The sequence below is a fragment of the Micromonospora sp. NPDC048999 genome, from assembly GCF_040649295.1.
GTDB lineage: Bacteria > Actinomycetota > Actinomycetes > Mycobacteriales > Micromonosporaceae > Micromonospora.
Map to the genome: position 1 here is coordinate 182,195 of NZ_JBEZFI010000006.1, position 18,435 is coordinate 200,629.

At 73.6% G+C, this 18,435-nt stretch carries 16 protein-coding genes; 8 read left to right on the forward strand and 8 right to left on the reverse strand.

Features of this window, described 5'->3' with window-relative positions; all coding sequences use genetic code 11:
* Positions 1-16: 16 nt before the first annotated feature.
* Together AB0C02_RS11455 and AB0C02_RS11460 are read right to left on the reverse strand one after the other, a co-directional pair.
* Positions 17-1,096 (reverse strand): transposase, encoded by a 1,080-nt coding sequence (locus AB0C02_RS11455; protein ID WP_357544286.1) that lies wholly within the window; start codon positions 1,094-1,096, stop codon positions 17-19.
* A gap of 74 nt (positions 1,097-1,170) precedes the next feature.
* A complete protein-coding gene (locus AB0C02_RS11460; RefSeq protein WP_357544315.1) occupies positions 1,171-1,791 on the reverse strand; it encodes an IS607 family transposase in 621 nt (206 codons plus the stop codon).
* A 237-nt stretch (positions 1,792-2,028) separates the two neighbouring features.
* Here AB0C02_RS11460 and AB0C02_RS11465 point away from each other — a divergent pair, with 237 nt between their 5' ends.
* Both AB0C02_RS11465 and AB0C02_RS11470 read left to right on the forward strand, forming a co-directional pair.
* A complete protein-coding gene (locus AB0C02_RS11465; RefSeq protein WP_357544354.1) occupies positions 2,029-2,394 on the forward strand; it encodes a PadR family transcriptional regulator in 366 nt (121 codons plus the stop codon).
* Positions 2,395-2,396: 2 nt separating this feature from the next.
* Positions 2,397-3,056 carry a hypothetical protein gene (locus tag AB0C02_RS11470; RefSeq protein ID WP_357544386.1) on the forward strand — a complete coding sequence of 220 codons (660 nt, stop codon included), beginning with the start codon at positions 2,397-2,399 and terminating at the stop codon, positions 3,054-3,056.
* A 57-nt stretch (positions 3,057-3,113) separates the two neighbouring features.
* On the opposite strand, the gene AB0C02_RS11475 is transcribed toward AB0C02_RS11470, so the two are convergent.
* Both AB0C02_RS11475 and AB0C02_RS11480 read right to left on the reverse strand, forming a co-directional pair.
* The gene (locus AB0C02_RS11475; protein WP_357544442.1) at positions 3,114-4,442 is read right to left on the reverse strand and encodes an HRDC domain-containing protein; all 1,329 of its coding nucleotides are present in this window, start codon (positions 4,440-4,442) and stop codon (positions 3,114-3,116) included.
* Between the two features lie 118 nt (positions 4,443-4,560).
* Positions 4,561-5,133 carry a DUF3000 domain-containing protein gene (locus AB0C02_RS11480; protein ID WP_357544491.1) on the reverse strand — a complete coding sequence of 191 codons (573 nt, stop codon included), beginning with the start codon at positions 5,131-5,133 and terminating at the stop codon, positions 4,561-4,563.
* A 174-nt stretch (positions 5,134-5,307) separates the two neighbouring features.
* On the opposite strand from AB0C02_RS11480, the gene hemE reads away from it, so the two are divergent.
* The 3 genes from hemE to hemQ are packed head-to-tail and all read left to right on the forward strand — an operon-like array spanning position 5,308 to position 8,514.
* Complete coding sequence (hemE, locus tag AB0C02_RS11485; RefSeq protein WP_357544492.1) at positions 5,308-6,399, forward strand: uroporphyrinogen decarboxylase; 1,092 nt, start codon at positions 5,308-5,310, stop codon at positions 6,397-6,399.
* A gap of 10 nt (positions 6,400-6,409) precedes the next feature.
* On the forward strand, positions 6,410-7,816 hold the full coding sequence (gene hemG / locus AB0C02_RS11490) for a protoporphyrinogen oxidase (protein WP_357544493.1): 1,407 nt from the start codon (positions 6,410-6,412) through the stop codon (positions 7,814-7,816).
* Positions 7,813-8,514, forward strand: a complete 702-nt coding sequence (gene hemQ / locus AB0C02_RS11495; RefSeq protein ID WP_357544494.1) for a hydrogen peroxide-dependent heme synthase — start codon at positions 7,813-7,815, stop codon at positions 8,512-8,514. The genes hemG and hemQ overlap by 4 nt, the downstream gene beginning before the upstream one ends.
* Positions 8,515-8,559: 45 nt before the next feature.
* Here the strand turns inward: hemQ and AB0C02_RS11500 are convergent, their stop codons facing one another.
* The 4 genes from AB0C02_RS11500 to msrB all read right to left on the reverse strand — a co-directional run bounded on the left by AB0C02_RS11500 (position 8,560) and on the right by msrB (position 11,130).
* The gene (locus AB0C02_RS11500; RefSeq protein ID WP_357544495.1) at positions 8,560-9,693 is read right to left on the reverse strand and encodes a lytic polysaccharide monooxygenase; all 1,134 of its coding nucleotides are present in this window, start codon (positions 9,691-9,693) and stop codon (positions 8,560-8,562) included.
* A 129-nt stretch (positions 9,694-9,822) separates the two neighbouring features.
* Positions 9,823-10,257: a GNAT family N-acetyltransferase gene (locus AB0C02_RS11505; protein WP_357544496.1), complete on the reverse strand. Its 435-nt coding sequence runs from the start codon at positions 10,255-10,257 to the stop codon at positions 9,823-9,825.
* A gap of 173 nt (positions 10,258-10,430) precedes the next feature.
* Positions 10,431-10,691, reverse strand: a complete 261-nt coding sequence (locus tag AB0C02_RS11510; RefSeq protein ID WP_357544497.1) for a Prokaryotic metallothionein — start codon at positions 10,689-10,691, stop codon at positions 10,431-10,433.
* A 34-nt stretch (positions 10,692-10,725) separates the two neighbouring features.
* Positions 10,726-11,130, reverse strand: a complete 405-nt coding sequence (gene msrB, locus AB0C02_RS11515; RefSeq protein WP_357544498.1) for a peptide-methionine (R)-S-oxide reductase MsrB — start codon at positions 11,128-11,130, stop codon at positions 10,726-10,728.
* A gap of 47 nt (positions 11,131-11,177) precedes the next feature.
* Here msrB and ligD point away from each other — a divergent pair, with 47 nt between their 5' ends.
* From ligD to AB0C02_RS11530, 3 genes are all read left to right on the forward strand, one after another.
* Entirely contained in the window at positions 11,178-12,206 is a 1,029-nt protein-coding gene (gene ligD / locus AB0C02_RS11520) for a non-homologous end-joining DNA ligase (protein WP_357544499.1), read from the forward strand.
* A gap of 332 nt (positions 12,207-12,538) precedes the next feature.
* Positions 12,539-15,715, forward strand: a complete 3,177-nt coding sequence (locus tag AB0C02_RS11525; RefSeq protein ID WP_357544500.1) for an ABC transporter permease — start codon at positions 12,539-12,541, stop codon at positions 15,713-15,715.
* Positions 15,712-18,435: an FtsX-like permease family protein gene (locus tag AB0C02_RS11530; protein ID WP_357544501.1), complete on the forward strand. Its 2,724-nt coding sequence runs from the start codon at positions 15,712-15,714 to the stop codon at positions 18,433-18,435. The genes AB0C02_RS11525 and AB0C02_RS11530 overlap by 4 nt, the downstream gene beginning before the upstream one ends.

Genomic DNA, 18,435 nt, shown 5'->3' on the forward strand with positions numbered 1-18,435 from the left:
TGGAGCCTGCTTCCTACTAGTTGCTCATTGCTGAGCGGTTCGGATGGTTCGCTCTCCGCCTGGCTGTGGTGGTCGGGCTGGAGTCCTGGACCGGCAGTCTGGTCCGGTGGCGATCGGTCCGGTCCTGCAGGATCTGCTTCACCTTCTGGTGTGGGGTGTGCAGGGCGATGTCGGGGTCGCCTAATCGGTGCAGGATGTTGATCGCGGCGTTCATGTCGGCCTGCCACGCCACCCTGCAGGTAGTGCAGTGAAACCGGTCCCCGCTGCGGTGGCCGAACCGCCCGCAGCGGTGACAGGTTTGTGAGGTGTAGGCGGCGTTGACGGGAACGTGCGCAGAACCTCTGCGCTCCGACACGTTTTCGAGGGCCTCGGCGGTGACTCCTTTGGTCCACGCGGCGAGACGCCGATTGATGTTCTTGCCGAGCTTCTTACGTCCGGCGAAGCGTTTGGTGAGATCTTCGGCCACTATCGTGGCGGCCTTGTCCACGGCCTCGTGCACGGCGGTGAAGATCTCCGTCCGCACCCGCGCCCGATGCCGGGCCGCCTGCCGGTCCCGCTTGACGGTGCCGAGATTGTTGACCTTGATCCGGTACGCCTTCGCATGGTTTCCACGGGCGGCGGCGGTGTTGGCGATCGAACGGAGCTTCGCTCGCCGGCGGTTGCGTTCCTTCAGCCGGTCCGACTCCGTGGTCAGCAGCTCGCCGAGCCGGGTGCCGTAGGGATCACCGTCGGAGTCGGTGAGGGCTTCGGTGTAGCCCTTGTCCACACCGACCGTCGCCTCACCGCAGGGCCGCTGCGACGACGGCATGTGCGCTGCGTCGATCTGGTAGTGCACCTCGACCCGGCCGCCGCGCAGGATCAGCCGCAGGGTGCCCGTCGGCGCGACCGTGGTGGACAGCGGGATCCTGACCATCTTGCGGGGTTGCAGGCCCGGGACCGCGAGCCACAACCGGCCACGGTCATCAACCATCGTGTTGTGTTGGTCGGCGCGCACGACGATCTGATTGTGCGTGCGGTTGCGGCCCCGTTTCCAGTGCTGGCGCATCTGCCGGGCCAGGAACGGATCGGCAGCCCATTGGTCGGCCCTCAGTGCCAACCGGCGAGCCTGCTCAACCAGAGCGGCATACTTACCCGGATTCAGGCCGGCTGAATACGCAATACGCGTGACCCTCACCGGCCATCCCCAGACGCCAGATCGACCCCGTTGAGTTCCTTCTCGTAGCGCCGTAGCCCGTACAGCCGGCCCGAGAAGGTACCTACGATGGCTAGGAGGTCCTCGACCAACTCTCGCCTGGGGGACAGGGCCTCCTGATTGGCCACGATGATCTCGCAGCCGCCACGCGCGGCCACATGCTCCAGGAAATCGAAGCCGAACCGAGCCAGCCGGTCCTTGTGAGCCACCACCAGCGTGGCGACCTCACCCCGGTCGATGGCGTCCATCAACGCCAGGAACTTCTCCCGGCTTTGGTCCATCCCACCACCGACCTCGCTGACCCACTCGTCCACCGCCAGGCCACGAGCCAGACAGAACTGCTGCATCGCCGACACCTGCGAGGCCAGGTCGGCCTTCTGCCCGGGCGACGAGACCCGGCAGTACACCACGACCTTGCGTCGGGCGACGTCGAAGCCGGGCTGCAGCACTTTGCGCACATCGGTGTCGTCGAAGTACCGCTGCCCCGACGACGGCAGACGGCGGGCCACAATCCGGCCTTCCGCCTCCCATCGACGCACCGTGCTCACCGAACGACCGATCCGCGTAGCGAACTCACCGATCCGATAGGCACTGCCCACAGCGGTCGACCATAGACAGATATGGCCAGTAAAGCGACCACTACGCTGCTCCTTATCGACCACGATCCGGCCCGGTGCCGACCGGCGGCGTCACGGGCCGATCGAAGGTTGTCTGCACGGGCGTTTCCTCGGATGCTACTTGTCAGTAACCAGCTGCGTCACCACCTCCCCGTGTGGCTCGCCCCACATCGGATGCGGTAGTTGGCGACACATAATAGTGAGGCTATTATGTGTCGCATGGTAGCTGTGGAGGGCTCCGAGGGAGACGACCGGCAGACCCAGCTGCTCCGGGGCGCCCTCGACATGTGCCTGCTGGCATTGCTGGATCGCGAGCCCGCCCACGGTTACGAACTGGTCCGCCGACTGGACGACGCCGGACTGGCGGGAGTCGGCTACGGCACCGTCTATCCACTGCTCACCCGGTTGCGGCGGCTCGGGCTGGTCACCGACGTGATGCAGGAGAGCCGGAGCGGCCCGCCGCGCAAGGTCTACGCGCTCAGCGGGGAGGGGCGGCGACGACTCGCCGCCTGGAAACAGCAGTGGAGAACCTTCGTCGACACGGTCGACGCCGCCATCACCGACACGCACACCACCGGGAGGTAGCCGTGCAGGACGCGGACGACGTCATCGCCATCGCCGAACACGAGTGGCGGGCCCTCGGGGTGGTTCCCCGCGACCGGGCGGCGCTCGCCGACGACCTGCGCCGCGAACTGGAGGCCGCGGCCGCCGACGGCGTCACCCCCCGGCAGTTGCTCGGCGACGCCGACGTGCGGGCGTTCGCCCGGCGACTCGCCGCAGAGGCCGGCGCCGGCCGTCTGCGGCACGAGACCGATCGCCTCCTGCGCACCGCGTTCGTCGGCGCGCTGCCCGGCCTGGTGCTCTCCTGGCTGCTGCTGTGGACGCCGACGCCGGTGTCGTTCCCGGCGGCGCTGTCGGTCGCCCTCGGGCTGCTGCGGTACCTGATCTGCGTCCTCGCCGTGCTCGGCGGCGCGCTCCTCGCCGTACGCCAGCGGATGGCGGATGTTCCCGCGATCGGCCGGACGGTGCGGGCGATGGCCCTGCTCCTGCCGATGGCCGGGCTGCTGGTGACGCCGATGACCATGGCCTTCGCCTGGACCACGGGCTACAGCACCGCACTGCCGGTGCTGCTGGCCGAGGCGGCCCTGGTGGGTGGCGCTTTGGCCGGGGCGACGGTGCTGGCCCGCCGGTGGGCGCTCGCACCAGCACTGCGGGACGCCCGCCCGGCAGCCACCGCGAGCCGGTGACCCCGCCCCGACCACAGGCCCCTCCGGCGGCGGGCAGCCACCGGAGGGGCACGTCGGTCAGGTGAGCGCGTCCGTCCCGGGAAGCTGGTCCGCCAGCTTCTCGGTGAGCAGCCCGATCTGCCATTCCCGGGCGCCGAAGCCGCGCAGCGTCTCCGCGACGGATTCGGCGGTGATCTCCTCTGGCGGCTGCCAGGCGAGGCGGCGGACGTAGTCCGGTGCGATGAGGTTCTCCGCCGGCAGGTTGTGCGCGCCGGCCGTGCCGACCACTACCTCCCGGCAGCGGGCCAGCCTCCCGGCGGCCACCGGGTCGCGCTCCGCCCACCGGTGCGGAGGGGGCGGACCCTCCACGACCGGGGTCGCCGGCAGCGCGTCGTCGGGCAGTTGGCGTGCGTCGTCCAGGGCCGCCAGCCAGGTACGGGCCAGCCGGCGCACCGAGCGACCACCGAAGCCGGGGAGGGTGAGCAGGGTCTTCTCGTCCTTCGGGTCCAGCTCGGCGGCGGCCACGATCGCCGAATCCGGCAGCACCCGCCCCGGGGCCGCGTCCCGTCGAGCGGCGATCTGGTCGCGGGCGTACCAGAGGGAGCGCACCCGGGCCTGCGCCCGGGCGCCGCGCACCCGGTGGATGCCGGAGGTACGCCGCCACGGCTCGGCCCGGACCCGGGGCGGGCGGGCGCCGTTGCGGACCAGCGCGGCGAACTCCTCCGCCGCCCACTCCGACTTGCCCTGCCGGCGCAGCTCCTCGTCGAGGGCGTCGCGCAGGTCGACCAGCATCTCCACGTCCAGCGCCGCGTACGTCAGCCAGGCCTCCGGCAGCGGCCGGCTGGACCAGTCCGCCGCCGAGTGGTGCTTCTCCAGCGTGTACCCGAGCAGTTGTTCGGTCAGCGCGGCGAGGCCGACCCGCTCGAACCCGGCCAGCCGGGCGGCCAGTTCGGTGTCGAAGAGTCGGCGCGGGCGCAGCCCCACCTCGGCGAGGCAGGCGAGATCCTGGCTGGCCGCGTGCAGCACCCATTCGGCCTCGGCGATCGCCGCGTCCAGGGCGGAGAGGTCGGGCAGCGGCAGCGGGTCGATCAGCGCGGTGCCGGAGCCGGCTCGCCGCAGCTGCACGAGATAGGCCCGCTGGCTGTAGCGGTATCCGGAGGCGCGTTCGGCGTCCAGGGCCACCGGGCCGGTGCCCGCGGCGAAACGCGCCACGATCTCGTCGAGTTCGCTCGGCGTGGCCGCCGGCACGGGGGTGCCCTCACGGGGCGCGGTCAGCGGCACGGGCTCGCCGGCGCCGGGTTCGGTCCCCGCGTCCGCCGGCTGCGGCGCGGCCGACAACGGATCTGGCGGTGCCTCTCCCGTACGGCTTTCGGCGGCCCGACGGCGCTGGGGTGGTTCGTCGGTCACCTGACAACCCTAGTTCGCCGGGGGAACCGGTGTGCGTAGCCGGTCCACCGTGTGTCGGCGGGATGGCCGGCGGGCGTCCTGACCGGGCCGGATGGCGTCATCGTGGCCGGGCACCCGCTCAGGCGGCGCCGGCCGGACGACGGGAGGACAGGGCCGTCACGCCGGGCGGCGGCAGCCCGGCCGTCGAGGCGAGCAGGGCGCACCAGCCGAGCAGGTGCGCCGCGAGGTCGGCCCCGAGCGGCGTCCACGAGGCGCGGATCTCAATGTCCCCGGCGGCGGGCGGCCCGGCCAGCTCGCCGAAGCGGGTGGAGAGCGTCTGGGTGACCGTGCCGCCGATCGCCCGGTGCCGGGCGTCCTGCGCGTCCAGCGCGTCGATCAGCCAGGCCCAGCCCACCGTGGGCAGCAGCGGGTCGCTGGCCAGATCCACCTCCAGCTCGGCGGTGACATAGGTGACCAACCGCAGGGTGCCCTGCCAGGCCTCGTGGCCGGCCGGGTCGTGCAGCAGGATCAACCGGCCGGTGGCCACCTCGTCGTCGCACCGCAGCACCGCCGCGGAGAGCGCGAACGCGTACGGGGCCAGACGCTGGGGGGCGCCGACCTCCTCCAGCACGATCTCGGCGCGGGGCGTCACCGATCGTAGCCCCGCGACCGCGCGGGCGAACGTTTCCGGAAGCGCGATCGGGGGGGCCATGCCGGCAGCCTATGCCGCCGCCGTCCCGCACGCCGTCATGGCGCGCCGAGCGGGCATGCGTGTTGAGACGGGGCCCCTGCTCTACCGGAGGCGTTGACAAGGGCCCCTCCGTTCACGTCACAAAAGGTGACGGTGGCGGCGGGGTGGGCGGGGCGGCGTGGCACGATTGCCGCGATGACCACCGAAACGACGGGCGCTGCCGCCCGAGACGAAAAATCCCGCCACAGCGGGCCGGCCCACTCGGCCTTCGTCCGCGCCTGCCGCCGCGAGCCGGGGACGCACACCCCGGTCTGGTTCATGCGCCAGGCCGGCCGCTCGCTGCCGGAGTACCGCGAGATCCGGGCCAACGTGCCGATGCTGGAGTCGTGCCGCCGCCCCGAGCTGGTCACCGAGATCACCCTCCAGCCGGTCCGCCGGCACGGGGTCGACGCGGCGATCCTGTTCAGCGACATCGTGGTGCCGGTGGCCGCCGCCGGCGTCGATCTGGACATCGTGGCCGGCACCGGGCCGGTGGTGGCCGAGCCGGTCCGCACCGCCGCCGACGTCGACCGGATCCGCCCGATCACCCGCGACGACGTGTCCTACGTGGACGAGGCGGTCCGGCTGCTCGTCGCCGAGCTGGGCGACACCCCGCTGATCGGCTTCGCCGGCGCCCCGTTCACCCTGGCCAGCTACCTGGTCGAGGGCGGGCCGTCGCGTAACCACGCGAAGACCAAGGCACTGATGTACGGCGACCCGGACCTGTGGCACGCGCTCTGCGCGCGGCTGGCCGAGGTGGCGCTCTCCTTCCTGCGGGTGCAGGTCGACGCAGGGGTCTCCGCCGTGCAGCTCTTCGACTCCTGGGCCGGCGCGCTCTCCGAGGCCGACTACCGGCGCTACGTGCTGCCGCACTCGATCCGGGTGCTCGGCGGCCTGGCCGACGCGGGAGTGCCCCGGATCCACTTCGGGGTGGGCACCGCCGAGCTGCTCGGCGCGATGGGCGAGGCCGGCGCCGACGTGGTCGGCGTGGACTGGCGTACGCCGCTGGACACCGCGACCCGTCGGATCGGCCCGGACAAGGCCGTGCAGGGCAACCTCGACCCGTGCGTGCTGCTCGCCCCGTGGCCGGTGGTGGAGGCCGAGGTGCGCCGGATCCTCGACCAGGGCCGCGCGGCTCCCGGTCACGTGTTCAACCTCGGTCACGGCGTCCTGCCGGAGACCGATCCCGACGTGCTGACCCGGGTGGTCGCGCTGGTGCACGAGCTGTCCGCGCGGCCCGTCGAGTAGGGGAGGGGCCGTGGCGCGACCGTGTCGGGTGGCAATCATCGGTGGTGGGATCGCCGGGCTGGCCGCCGCCGTCCGGTTACGCGACCGCGCCCCCGCCGGCACCGAGGTCACCGTGTACGAGCAGTCCGGCCGCCTCGGCGGCAAGCTGCGTACCGGTGAGCTGGCCGGCGGGCCGGTCGAGTTCGGCGCCGAATCCTTCCTGATGCGCGACCCGGCCGGCGGGGAGTCGGCCGCGGTGGCCCTGGCCCGCCGGCTCGGCCTGGCCGGCTCGATCGTGCACCCGAGCGTCGGGCAGGCCGCGCTGGTCGTCGACGGCGGGCTGCGCCCGATCCCGGGCGGCACGCTGGTGGGCGTACCCGGTGACCTGGCGAAGGTGACGGCGGTGGCCCGGCCGGCCGCGGACGCCGACACCGACGGCGGTCGGCCGCTGCTCGCCGCGGACGCCGACGTGCCGGTCGGTGCTCTGGTCCGGGCACGGTTCGGCGACGAGGTCGTCGACCGGCTGGTCGACCCGATGCTCGGCGGCGTCTACGCGGGCCGGGCCGACGACCTCTCCCTGGTCACCACCATGCCGGCCCTCGCCCGGGCGGCCCGGGTCGAGCACACCCTGGTCGGGGCGGTCCGGGCCGCGCAGGCCGCCGCGCCCCGCGCCCCCGGCGCGCCGGTCTTCGGCACCCTGGCCGGCGGGCTGAGCACCCTGGTCGAGTCGGCGGCGACCGCCAGCGGCGCGACGATCCGCCGGGACGCCGCCGTCCGCGAACTGCACCGCACCGCCACCGGCTGGCGGCTGGTGGTCGGCCCGACCCGTGCGCCGTCGAACGTCGACGTCGACGCGGTGGTGCTCGCCGTGCCGGCCCGTCCGGCCGCCCGGCTGCTCGCCGAGCCGGCGCCCGAGGTGGCCGCCGCCGTCGGCGGGCTGGACTACGCCAGCGTGGCCCTGGTCACCATGGCCCTGCCGGAGCCGGAGTTGCCGGAGCTGTCCGGGTTCCTGGTGCCGGCCACCGAGGGGCTGCTGATCAAGGCGGCCACGTTCTTCACCACCAAGTGGGGGCACCTGCGCCGGGCGGACGGGCTCGCCCTGGTCCGCGCCTCCGTCGGCCGGTACGGCGACGAGACGTCGCTGCAGCTCACCGACGACGACCTGGTCGCCACCGTGCACCGGGAGCTGTCGAAGGTGCTCGGCGGCCCACTGCCGACGCCGGTCGCCCGGCACGTGCAGCGGTGGGGCGGGGCCCTGCCGCAGTACGCCCCCGGTCACCTCGGCCGGGTGGCGGCGGCCCGGGCGGCGCTGCGCGCCACCCACCCGACGCTGGCCCTGGCCGGGGCCGGCTACGACGGCGTCGGCATCCCGGTCTGCGTCCGCTCCGGCGAGACGGCGGCCGAAGAGATCATCACAGCACTGGGAGGATCGGCATGACCGAGCAGACGAACGCGGCCCGGCTGCGGGAGCTCAACGAGACCATCCGCTACACCATGTGGTCGGTGTACCGGGCCACCAGCCCGCTCCCGTTGCTGCGCGAGAACGTCGTCGACGAGGTCGAGTCCCTCTTCGCCGAGTTGGCCGGCAAGGACGTGACCATCCGTGGCACGTACGACGTGGCCGGCCTGCGCGCCGACGCGGACCTGATGATCTGGTGGCACTCCGCGTCGAGCGACGCGCTGCAGGACGCGTACCTGCGGTTCCGCCGGACCACGCTGGGCCGGGCGCTCACCCCGGTCTGGTCGCAGCTGGCGCTGCACCGGCCGGCCGAGTTCAACAAGAGCCACATCCCGGCGTTCCTGGCCGATGAGCAGGCGCGCGACTACGTCTGCGTCTACCCGTTCGTCCGCTCGTACGAGTGGTACCTGCTGCCGGACGCCGAGCGGCGCGAGATGCTCGCCGAGCACGGGAAGATGGCCCGCGGCTACCCGGACGTGCGGGCCAACACGGTGGCCTCCTTCGCCCTCGGCGACTACGAGTGGATGCTCGCCTTCGAGGCGGACGAGCTGCACCGGATCGTCGACCTGATGCGCGACCTGCGGGCCTCCGGGGCCCGCCGGCACGTCCGCGAGGAGGTCCCCTTCTACACCGGCCGCCGCCGTTCGATCGCCGACATCGTCAGCTGCCTGATGTGAAAGCAGGGCCCCGGCGTGGTGCCGGGGCCCCTTCTCATACCTTCGTCAGGCGGTCGCGGTGCAGGCCCAGAAGGGGGTTGCACTATTGCCGGAGGCGAGGAAGCCGAAGGTGGTGTGCCCCCCGGCGCCCAGTGACCCGTTGTAGCTCTCGTTCTGGGCGATCACCGTGGGCCCGTAGCTGGTGACCTGGGCATTCCACGCCTGGCTGATCTGCTGGCCGCTCGGGAACGTCAGGTTGACCATCCAGCCCTTGATCGCCAAGCCGTCGGCGGTCACCGTCACCTCACCCTGGAAGCCGCCGGTCCAGGAGTTGATGAGCCGGTAGGTGACGACGCAGCTTTTCTCCGGTGCCGCGGTCGGGGGAGCCGTCGTCGGCGGGCGGCTGGTCGGGGGAGTGGTGGTCGGGGGAGGCGTGGCCGGCGGCGGGGTCGGGGTGGTCGGCGGCGGGCTGTTCGGCGGGGTGGTCGGCGGGGTGGTTGGGGTCGAGCCACCGAAGTCGACGTCGCTGCAGAAGTAATACGACTGGTCCATGTGGCTGGCCTGCCAGATGGTGTAGACCATGTGCCGGCCGGTGCGGCCCGGCGCGTTGCCCGCCACCTGGATCGACACGCCGCCCGTCTCCGGCGTCCACTTACTCGCCGGGGTGTTGCCGATCTGGCCGACCAGTTCCAGATCGCTCCACGCCAGCGGCTTGGTCAACGCGTTGAAGCCCTGCTTCGAGACGTACACCCGGATGTAGTCGGCTCCGTGGCTGGCCTGGTCGTACAGCTTGATCCGGAAGTTGTTGGTGATCGACGTGGTCTTCCACGCGCCGACGGTGTCCATGGCGTTGTACCGGCCGGACTGGGTGTGACCGGCACTGCACAGTTGGCCGTCCGGAATGGCCGCCTGGTGGTTGCCCGCGACGCCCTCGCGGAACAGGCCGTTCCAGTTCCACATGGCCTGCGGGTCGGCCTGCCAGGCCTGCCAGCACATCGGGTCCTGGGTGGCCATCGCCGGATTCTGGAAGTCGTTGCCCCAGCGCTGCCAGCAGCCGTAGTTGCGCGACGCCGGGTCCACCACCGACCCGTGCGCGGAGGCCGGGCTGGCCAGGATGGTGGTGAGCAGCGCGGCGACGAGCGCGCCGACGGCGAGGAACGCCGCCGCGACCGGGGTGCGGCGGCGGTGCGGAGTGGACATGTGAGCCTCCGGGGGGTGGGGTCGGTCGAACGACGCCCGGACGGCGCGGAGTTGCCCCCTCCTGCGCCCCGCTTTTATTGCTCCCGCGACGGCTCTGCCTGGCAGGCTTTCACAATAAAGTGGTGACCGTCAATGTCTCCTCATCGGGGTGTGCGGAATGCCGTCCTCGACGTACCCGGGCCCGCTGACCGCGAAGCCGTGGCCGGCGTAGAAGTCGACCAGGTAGCTCTGTGCCTCCAGCACGCACGGGCCCGCCCCGACCAGGGCCAGCGCCTCGGTCATCAGCCGGCCCGCCAGGCCCGCGCCGCGGGCGGTCGGGGCCACCACCACCCGGCCGATCCGCGCCACGCCGCCCGGGTCGGCCAAAATCCGCAGGTACGCCACCACCGCGCCGTCGCGGGTCAGCCAGAGGTGCCGGGTGCCGGGTTCGACGTCCCGGCCGTCCAGCTCCGGGTACGGGCAGGCCTGCTCCACCACGAACACGTCGATGCGCAGCCGGAGCAGGTCATGGAAGGTGCGGGCGTCCAGCTCGGCGAAGCTCGCGACATGTGACTCGATGGGCATCCCGCGATGGTAGGCCGCGGTGACCGGTGCTACGACACCACCGGTTACCGACGGTGACGCCGTACACCCGACCAAGCCCTTGAGAGCGATATGCCTCTCAGTCATGAATATGACTTGGAGGCATATCGCTCTCTGGTTATTGGTGTCGCCCGGGCGCGACGCGCGGGCTGGCCTCAGGCTGGGCGGGCGCCCACCGCGTCGCGGATCTCGGCGCCCTGGGCGCCCTCTACAGCGCGGGCGCAGTGGGCGCAGCAGAAGAAGCGGCCGGATACCTCGACGCCGTGGCCGACGATCTTGATCTGGCAGTGCTCGCAGATCGGCGCCATCTTGTGGATCGCGCACTCGAAGCAGTCGAAGGTGTGCGTGGCCCCGCTGGAGGTGCGCACCTCGAACGCCATCCAGTAGTCGTTGCCGCAGACCTCGCAGGTAGCCATACAAACCCCCCGAAATTGGACGAATAGCCCAACCTTAACGGGGTTCCAGGCGGATCGAGACCGAGTTCACGCAGTGCCGGGTGTCCTTCGGGGTGAACCGCTCACCCTCGAAGACGTGCCCCAGGTGGCTGTCGCACCGAGCGCAGCGGATCTCCGTACGGCGCATGCCGAGGGTGTTGTCGGGGATCTCCTTCACCGCCCCCGGGATGGCGTCGTCGAAGCTCGGCCAGCCGCAGTGCGAGTCGAACTTGTCCTCGCTGCGGAACAGCTCCGCCCCGCAGGCCCGGCAGTGGTAGACGCCGGGGGCCTTGGTGTCGACGTACTCGCCGGTCCACGGTCGCTCGGTGCCGGCCTCGCGGAGCACGCGGAACTCCTCGGGGCTCAGCCGGACCCGCCACTCGTCCTCGGTGGTGGGCAGTTCACTCTCGGAAAGACTCACCGGTCAACGGTACGTCGAGCGTCGGTGGCATCGCATATGGTCGCGCAATGGCTGGCAGCAAAGCCGCCGTCGAGGAGATCGAGGTCGCCGGGCACACCGTACGGCTCAGCAGCCCGGACCGGGTGATCTTCCCGCAGCGCGGTTTCACCAAGGCGGACGTCTTCCACTACTACCTGTCGGTGGGCGAGGGGATCATGCGCGCCCTGCGCGACCGGCCCACCACATTGCAGCGCTTCCCCGAGGGAATCGAGGGGGAGATGTTCTTCCAGAAGCGGGTGCCGGCTCGGGGCGTACCCCCGTGGATCCGGACCGCGGAGATCAGCTTCCCCAGTGGCCGGACCGCCGCGGAGCTCTGCCCGGCCGACCTGGCGCACGTGGCCTGGGCCGCGCAGATGGGCACGGTGGTCTTCCACCCGTGGCCGGTGCGCGCCGCCGACGTCGACCGCCCCGACGAGCTGCGGATCGACCTGGACCCGCAGCCCGGCACCGACTTCGCCGACGCGGTCACCGCCGCCGGTGAGCTGCGCGCGCTGCTGGACGAGCTGGGCGCCACCGGCTGGCCGAAGACCTCCGGCGGCCGGGGCGTGCACGTCTACCTGCGTATCCAGCCGCGCTGGACCTTCGTCGAGGTGCGCCGGGCCACCATCGCGCTGGCCCGGGAGCTGGAACGGCGTCGCCCCGAGCTGATCACCACCGCCTGGTGGAAGGAGGAGCGGGGCAGCAAGGTATTCGTCGACTACAACCAGATGGCACGGGATCGGACCATTGCCTGCGCGTACTCGCTGCGGGCCACCGCCCGGGCCACCGTCTCCACGCCCGTCGACTGGGACGAGCTGACCGACGTCGAACCGGACGACCTCCACCTGGGCAGTGTGCCGGCCCGGCTGGCCGAGCGGGGCGACCCGCACGCCGGCATCGACGACGCCCCGTGGGACATCACGCCGCTGCTGGAGTGGGTCGAGCGGGACGCCGCCGCCAGCCAGGGCGACCTGCCGTACCCGCCGGAATACCCGAAAATGCCCGGCGAGCCGAAGCGGGTGCAGCCCTCCAAGGACCGCGACCGCCCCCGCACCTGATCATCCGGTGGCTGGACGCCCGGCCCGCCCGCCCGTAGGGGCGCTGTCTTTTGTGCGGGTCGGGTAGCGGTCTGCACGACCTTTGGAGCTGATGGCATAGACGATTCACTGCCGATCCGGCGCTGACTCGCCTGTGCTATCAGCTCCAAAGGTCGTGCAGACTTGCCTGCTCGCCCGGCGAGGGCGCCGCCGGTCGGGCGCGACAGCGAATCCCTGTGGCCAGTGCCCTAGCGGAGGACAGATAACGATCATGTAACGGGCGCGAACCTTTTCCGGCCCCTGGCGGGTCTCCCTTGTCGTCGGCCCGACCGGGGGCCAGGGAGGGACGTCGGATGAAGCTGGTGTGGAGGCGGGCCGTCGAGGCGCGCGGGCTGCTGCTCGCCGCCGCCGTCGCGGCCCTGGTCGCGGTCGCGCTGGTCACCGGGCTCTCCGACTACAGCCGTCGAGCCGTCGACGCCGGCCAGCGGGCGGTGCTCGCCGCCGCACCCGCCGAGGAGCGCAGCCTGCTGGTCAGCGGCTCCGGCGGCCGGGACGCCGCGGCGTACGCCGAGCGGGACCGGGCGGTCCGCGCCCAGTTCGCCGACGGGCTCGGCGGCGTACCGGTGACCGTTGTGGACGCCCGTTACGGCACCGGGCGCGAGCTGACCGGGGACCTGGGCGCAGCCAGGGTCGGCACCGACGCGATGTTCGCCAACCTCGCCACCCTGGCCGACCTGCCCGCGCACGCCGAGCTGACCGCCGGCTCGTGGCCGACGCCCGGGGCAACGCCGTTGCAGGTCACCCTCCCCGAGCGGGTCGCCGGCCAGCTCGGGCTGCGGATCGGGGACCAGGTGCCGCTCTACGACCGCAGCGCGGAACGGGCCGGCGCGGTGGTGGTCGCCGGCACCTGGCGGCCCCGCGACCCGGGCGAGCCGTACTGGTGGCTGGCCCCGGGCGTGGGCGACAGCCAGGGGACCGGCGCGGTCACCTCGTACGGGCCGTTCGCGCTGGACCCGGCCGACTTCGCGCGCACCTTCCCCGGCTCCACGTCTGCCGCCTGGCTGGTCGCGCCCGACCTCGCCAGCGTCGAACCGAGCCGGCTGGTCGGGGTCAAGGCCGCCCTCGCCGACCTTGCTGAGAAGATCCCCGAGGCGACCGGTCTCGGCTCCTCCGCCCAGATCGTCAGCAATCTCGACCGGCTCGCCGACCGGCTCGGCCGGGCCGACCTGGTCGGCCGGTCCGCGCTGCTCACCCCGCTGCTGCTGATCGTGGTCCTCGGCGGGTACGCGCTGGTGCTGGTCGCCGCGCTGCTCACCGAGGACCGGCGGGCGCAGACCGCGCTGCTGCGCGCCCGGGGCGCCGCCCGGAGCCAACTCGCCGGCCTCGCCGTACGGGAGGCGGCCCTGGTGGTGGCGCCGGCCGCGTTGCTCGCCCCGCCGCTGACCGGGGTGGCGGTGCGGTGGCTCGGCAGCGACCTGCGGCTGGCCGGCGGCGCCCTCGGCCGGGTCTGGGCGGTCGCGGTCGCCGCCGCGATCGGGTGCCTGCTCGCCATGGTGCTGCCCGCGCTGCGGCGGGCCGGCACCTACGTCGCCGACATGGCGGCCCGATCCCGCCCGAGCCGGGGCGCGGCCGTGCAGCGGGCCAGCGTCGACCTGGCGCTCGTCGCGCTTGCCGTGCTCGCCTGGACCCAGCTGCGGCAGTACTCCTCGCCCGTCGCCGGGGCCGGCGGCCGGCTCGGCATCGACCCGCTGCTTGCCGCCGCGCCCACCATCGGCGTGCTGGCCGGGGCGGTGGTCGCGCTGCGGCTGCTGCCGCCGACGACCCGGTTCGCCGAGCGGTTCGTCGACCGGCGACCGTGGACCGCCACCATTCTCGGCATGTGGCAGGCGGGCCGCCGGCCGCACGCCGGCCCGGTGCTGCTGCTCGCCCTCGCCGTCGGCAGCAGCACCCTGGCCTGGTCGATGTTGGCCTCCTGGGAACGGTCGCAGGAGGAGCAGGCCCGGCACACCGTCGGCGCCGACCTGCGGCTGATCGAGCGCAACGGCGTCGCGCCGGCCGACCGGGCTGCCGCGCTGGCCGCGGTGCCCGGCCTGGACCGGATACTGCCGGCCTGGCGGGACGACATCCGACTGGGCCGCAAGGACCTGCCGGTGACCGTGGTCAGCCTGGACGCGGCCGGGGCGAAGGGGCTGCTCCGGCTCGACGACGCCGCCGGCAGCGCGTCCGCGCCGGAACTGCTCGACCGGCTTACGCGCCGCCTCACGCCCCCCGGCGTCGCGCTACCGGACGGTGCCCAGCAGCTCTCCGGCACCGTCCGCACCCCGGTCGACACACCGTTCGGGCAGCCGCGGGTCGCCGTCGCGGCGCTGCTCGCCACCGACGGCGGTAGGACCTGGCGACTGCCGCTGGCGGCCGGGCACGGCGACCGGGCGGTGCCGTTCTCCGTCCGGCTGCCGGACACCGGCGGTACGCCGCTGCGCCTGACCGGCTTCGAGGCCGACGGGGGCGGGGCGATCGGCGCCCGCTACCGGCTGCGCCTCGACGGGCTCCGGCTCACCGACGCGGGCGGAAGCGTGCTGCCGCTCTCCCTCGGCACCGGCTGGCGGATCACCGATGCGGCGCAGGGCCCGGGCGGTGCGGCCCTTGTCGACGGCGGCACCGTGGACGCCACGCAGCAGGTGACGGTGCCGGAAGGCCTCCTACGGTTCGCGAACCCGCCGTCGTCCCGGTTCGCCGTGGTGCCGGCCGGGGACGACCCGTCGGTGCCCGCGCTCATGACGCCCGGCGCCGTGGCGGCGTTGAACCTCCACGACGGGGACACGGTCACCCTCTCGCTCTCCGGGGTGTCCCTGCCGGTCCGGCTGGTCGGGCAGGTCGCGGCCGTGCCCGCCACCGAACGCGACGGGATCATGCTGGACCTGTCCGCGGCCGGCGACTGGCTGCTGCGGCAGCAGGGCAACGTCCGGCCGCTGTCCGAATGGTGGCTGGGCACCGGCAGCGACCATTCCGCCGCGGCGGCGGCCCTCGGCCACCTGCCCGGGACCACCCTGCTCGACCGGCGTCAGGTCGCGGCGGAGGCGGCTCGGGACCCGTACTGGCTGGGGGCCCGCACCGGCCTGCTGGCCGCCGCTCTCGGCGCGGTGCTGCTCGCCCTGGTCGGCCTGGCGGTCGACGTCTGGGCGACGGCCCGGCGCCGGATGGCGGAGTTCGCCGTGCTGCACACGCTCGGCGCGACGCCACGCCTGCTGGCCCGGGCGCTCCTGGCCGAGCAGGCCTTCCTGGCCGGCATCGGCGTCGGGGTGGGCCTGCTGGTCGGGGCGGGGGTCGCGGCCATCATGGTGCCGCTGGTGATTCTCACCCCGGCCGCCGGCCGGCCGGTGCCCGACGCGGCGTTCATCCTGCCCTGGGCACCGGTCGGGGCGACCGCGCTCGGGCTGCTGGCGGTCGCCCTGACGTTCAGCGCCGTCATCACGGCCGGCATCCGCCAGCGGGTGGCCGCGGCCCAGCTCCGGATCGGGGGAGAACGATGAGTCTGCTGGCGGTCGCCCGGCGGGTGCGGGCGTACGGGGGGCACTTCCTGCTGCTCGCCGTGCTGACCCTGGTCACCGCGCTGCTGATTACGGCGGTGCCCCGGGTCGCCGACCGGCTGACCGGGCAGGGGCTGCGGGCGTACGTCGCGGGCCAGCCGGTGGCCTACCGCGATCTGACCTACATCTCCGATCCGGAGTTGGTGTCGAAGAGCAGCACCCAGGTCGCCGCCAGGCGGGCCGGCGAGTTGGAGACGATCCAGGACCGGATGCCGCCCGCGGTCCGCACGGCGATCGGGGAGCGGTGGTACGTGGCGCAGACCACGTTCGGCCGGCTGCGCGGCCCCCAGTTGGCTCCCGAGAAGGGACTGTTCGACCTCAGCCTGCGTGTGGTGTCCGGCGTCCAGGACGCGGCCACCCTGGTCGAGGGGCGCTGGCCCGACGCGGACCCGGCCGGCGCGACCGAGGTGGCGCTGGCCGCCCCGGTGGCCGGCCAGCTCGGCCTGCGGGTCGGCGACCGGCTCAGCTACTCCCTGCTGGACCCGGCCGGCACGGTGTTGAATACCAGGGCTGTCGTCCTGGTGGGTGTGTTCGGGCCGAACGACCCGACCGGCGGTATCTGGGACGCGATGCCGTCGGTGCTGCGGGTCACCGAACCCCAGAAAGACGGCATGCCCTACCTGATCGTCGGAGTGACCGGCGATGGCGGCTTCGACGGCACGGCGGCCGCCGGCTGGCCGATCAACTTCGGCTGGCGCTACCGGGTCTCGCCGGACCGGATCACGGCCGGTCAACTCACCGCGCTGATCGACGGGCTGGCCGCCCTGGAGCGGACCCGCCCGGCCGGTCTCACCTTCACCCAGGGCGTCGACATCCCGCTGCGCCGCTTCGCGGAGTCGCTCGCCGCCGCCCGTACGCTGCTCGCCGTCATCGCCGCCGGGCTGCTCGCCACCCTGGCCGGCCTGACCCTGCTCGCCGCCCGGCTGGCGGCGCGCCGCCGCCGCACCGAGTACGCGCTGATCCGGGCCCGGGGCGGCTCGACCGCCGCGGTGCTGCTTCGCGGGCTGGCCGAGTCCGCGCTGGTGCTGCCGCTCGCGGCCGGAGCCGGCTGGCTGCTCGGCGGGCTCCTCCCCGGCGACGGCGCCGACCTGCGCTGGGTGCTGCTCGCCGCGGTGGCGGCCACGCTGCTCCCGCCGGTCACCGCGCTCGCCACCACCAGGGGCGGTGGCGGGCGGGCCGACCTGATCGGCGCCCGCGCCAACACCGTGCGGCTCACCGTCGAGGTGACCGTGCTCGCCGTCGCCGCCCTCGGGGCGTTCCTGTTGCGTCGGCGGGGGCTCACCCTCGACGGGACGGTGGACCCGTTGCTGGTGTCCGTGCCGGTGCTCCTGGCGGTCGCCGCGGCGCTGGTCGCGCTGCGTGCGTACCCGTGGCCGCTGCGGCTGCTCAGCCGGGTCGCCGCCCGGGCTCGGGGCAGCGTCGGGTTCCTCGGCACCGCCCGCGCCGGGCGGGCCGCCACCACCGGGCCGCTCGTCGTGGTGGTGCTGGCCGTTGCCACCGCCGCGTTCTGCGCCGTGGTGGCGGCCGGCATCGAGCAGGGCCGGGACCAGGCCGCCGTGCGTGCCGTACCCGGGGACGTCCTGATCAAGGGGGAGCGGTTCGCCCCGGACACCACCGAAGCGCTGGCCGCGCTGCCCGGGGTGGGCGCGGCCGCCCCGCTGGTGGTCGAGCCGGGCCAACGTCCGTACGCCGACGAGGCCGGCCGGCTCAGCGTCGTCCGCGAGACCCGGATTCTGCTGATCGACGTTGAACGCTTCGCCGAGGTGGCCCGCCGGGCGGGCGTACCGGTGACCGTGCCCGACCCGCTGCGGGCCACCGGCGACCCGGCGGCGCCGCTGCCGGCGCTGGTCTCCCCGACGCTCGCCAAGGAGTTCACCGCCGCCGGGCTCGCCGACCCGGAGGGGCACCGGCCGGCCTGGCTGGACGTGCAGGGCAACCGGCTGCCGGCGCGGATCGCCGGCACCGTCGAGGAGTTCCCGCTGGTCGACCGGGGGGTGGACCGGTTCGTGGTGCTGCCCTGGCCGGCGCTGCCGGCAACCGCCCTGCATCCGCTGGCCCCCACCGGCTTCCTGCTCGCCGGCGCCGACGTCGACCGGGCCGCGCTGGCCTCGGCCCTCGACGAGGGGCAGCGGCGCTACCAGCGGTCCGGCACTCTCGTCGCCGATGACCGGCCCCGTGCGGCGGAGGTGCTGACCCGCTCGGAGGTCCGCGCCGAACTGGGCGGCAGCGGGGTGAACGGCCTGCTGGTCTTCGGGTTCGTCATCGGCGCGGTCGGTGGCGGGGTGCTCGGCCTGCTCGCGCTCGCGTTCGCGGTGCTCGCCGAGGCGCGCAGCCGGGGGCAGGTGCTGTCCCGGCTGCGCACCATGGGGCTGTCCCGCCGTCAGTGGCGGGGCCTGCTGCTGGTGGAGCTGAGCCCGCTGGTGCTGGTGTCGGTGCTCACCGGCGCGGTGGTCGGCGCGCTGCTGCCGGTGCTGCTCACCCCGGTGCTCGGCCTGCCCGCGTTCACCGGCGGGGTGGCGGTGCGGGCAGGGTTCGAACCCGGCCTGGTGGCCGGCGTGCTGGGCCTCGCCCTGCTGGCCCTCGGCTTCGCGGTCACCGTCGAGGCACTGAACAACCGCCGGATGCGCCTCGGCGAGGTGCTCCGGCTCGGAGAGGAGAGCTGA

Bases quoted from the DNA above. Each gene is read 5' to 3' on its own strand.
- AB0C02_RS11465 (WP_357544354.1), top strand. From the start codon at position 2,029: ATGGTAGCTGTGGAGGGCTCCGAGGGAGACGACCGGCAGACCCAGCTG.
- AB0C02_RS11480 (WP_357544491.1), bottom strand. From the start codon at position 5,133: ATGGCCCCCCCGATCGCGCTTCCGGAAACGTTCGCCCGCGCGGTCGCG.
- hemE (WP_357544492.1), top strand. From the start codon at position 5,308: ATGACCACCGAAACGACGGGCGCTGCCGCCCGAGACGAAAAATCCCGC.
- hemQ (WP_357544494.1), top strand. From the start codon at position 7,813: ATGACCGAGCAGACGAACGCGGCCCGGCTGCGGGAGCTCAACGAGACC.
- AB0C02_RS11500 (WP_357544495.1), bottom strand. From the start codon at position 9,693: ATGTCCACTCCGCACCGCCGCCGCACCCCGGTCGCGGCGGCGTTCCTC.
- AB0C02_RS11505 (WP_357544496.1), bottom strand. From the start codon at position 10,257: ATGCCCATCGAGTCACATGTCGCGAGCTTCGCCGAGCTGGACGCCCGC.
- AB0C02_RS11510 (WP_357544497.1), bottom strand. From the start codon at position 10,691: ATGGCTACCTGCGAGGTCTGCGGCAACGACTACTGGATGGCGTTCGAG.
- ligD (WP_357544499.1), top strand. From the start codon at position 11,178: ATGGCTGGCAGCAAAGCCGCCGTCGAGGAGATCGAGGTCGCCGGGCAC.
- AB0C02_RS11525 (WP_357544500.1), top strand. From the start codon at position 12,539: ATGAAGCTGGTGTGGAGGCGGGCCGTCGAGGCGCGCGGGCTGCTGCTC.
- AB0C02_RS11530 (WP_357544501.1), top strand. From the start codon at position 15,712: ATGAGTCTGCTGGCGGTCGCCCGGCGGGTGCGGGCGTACGGGGGGCAC.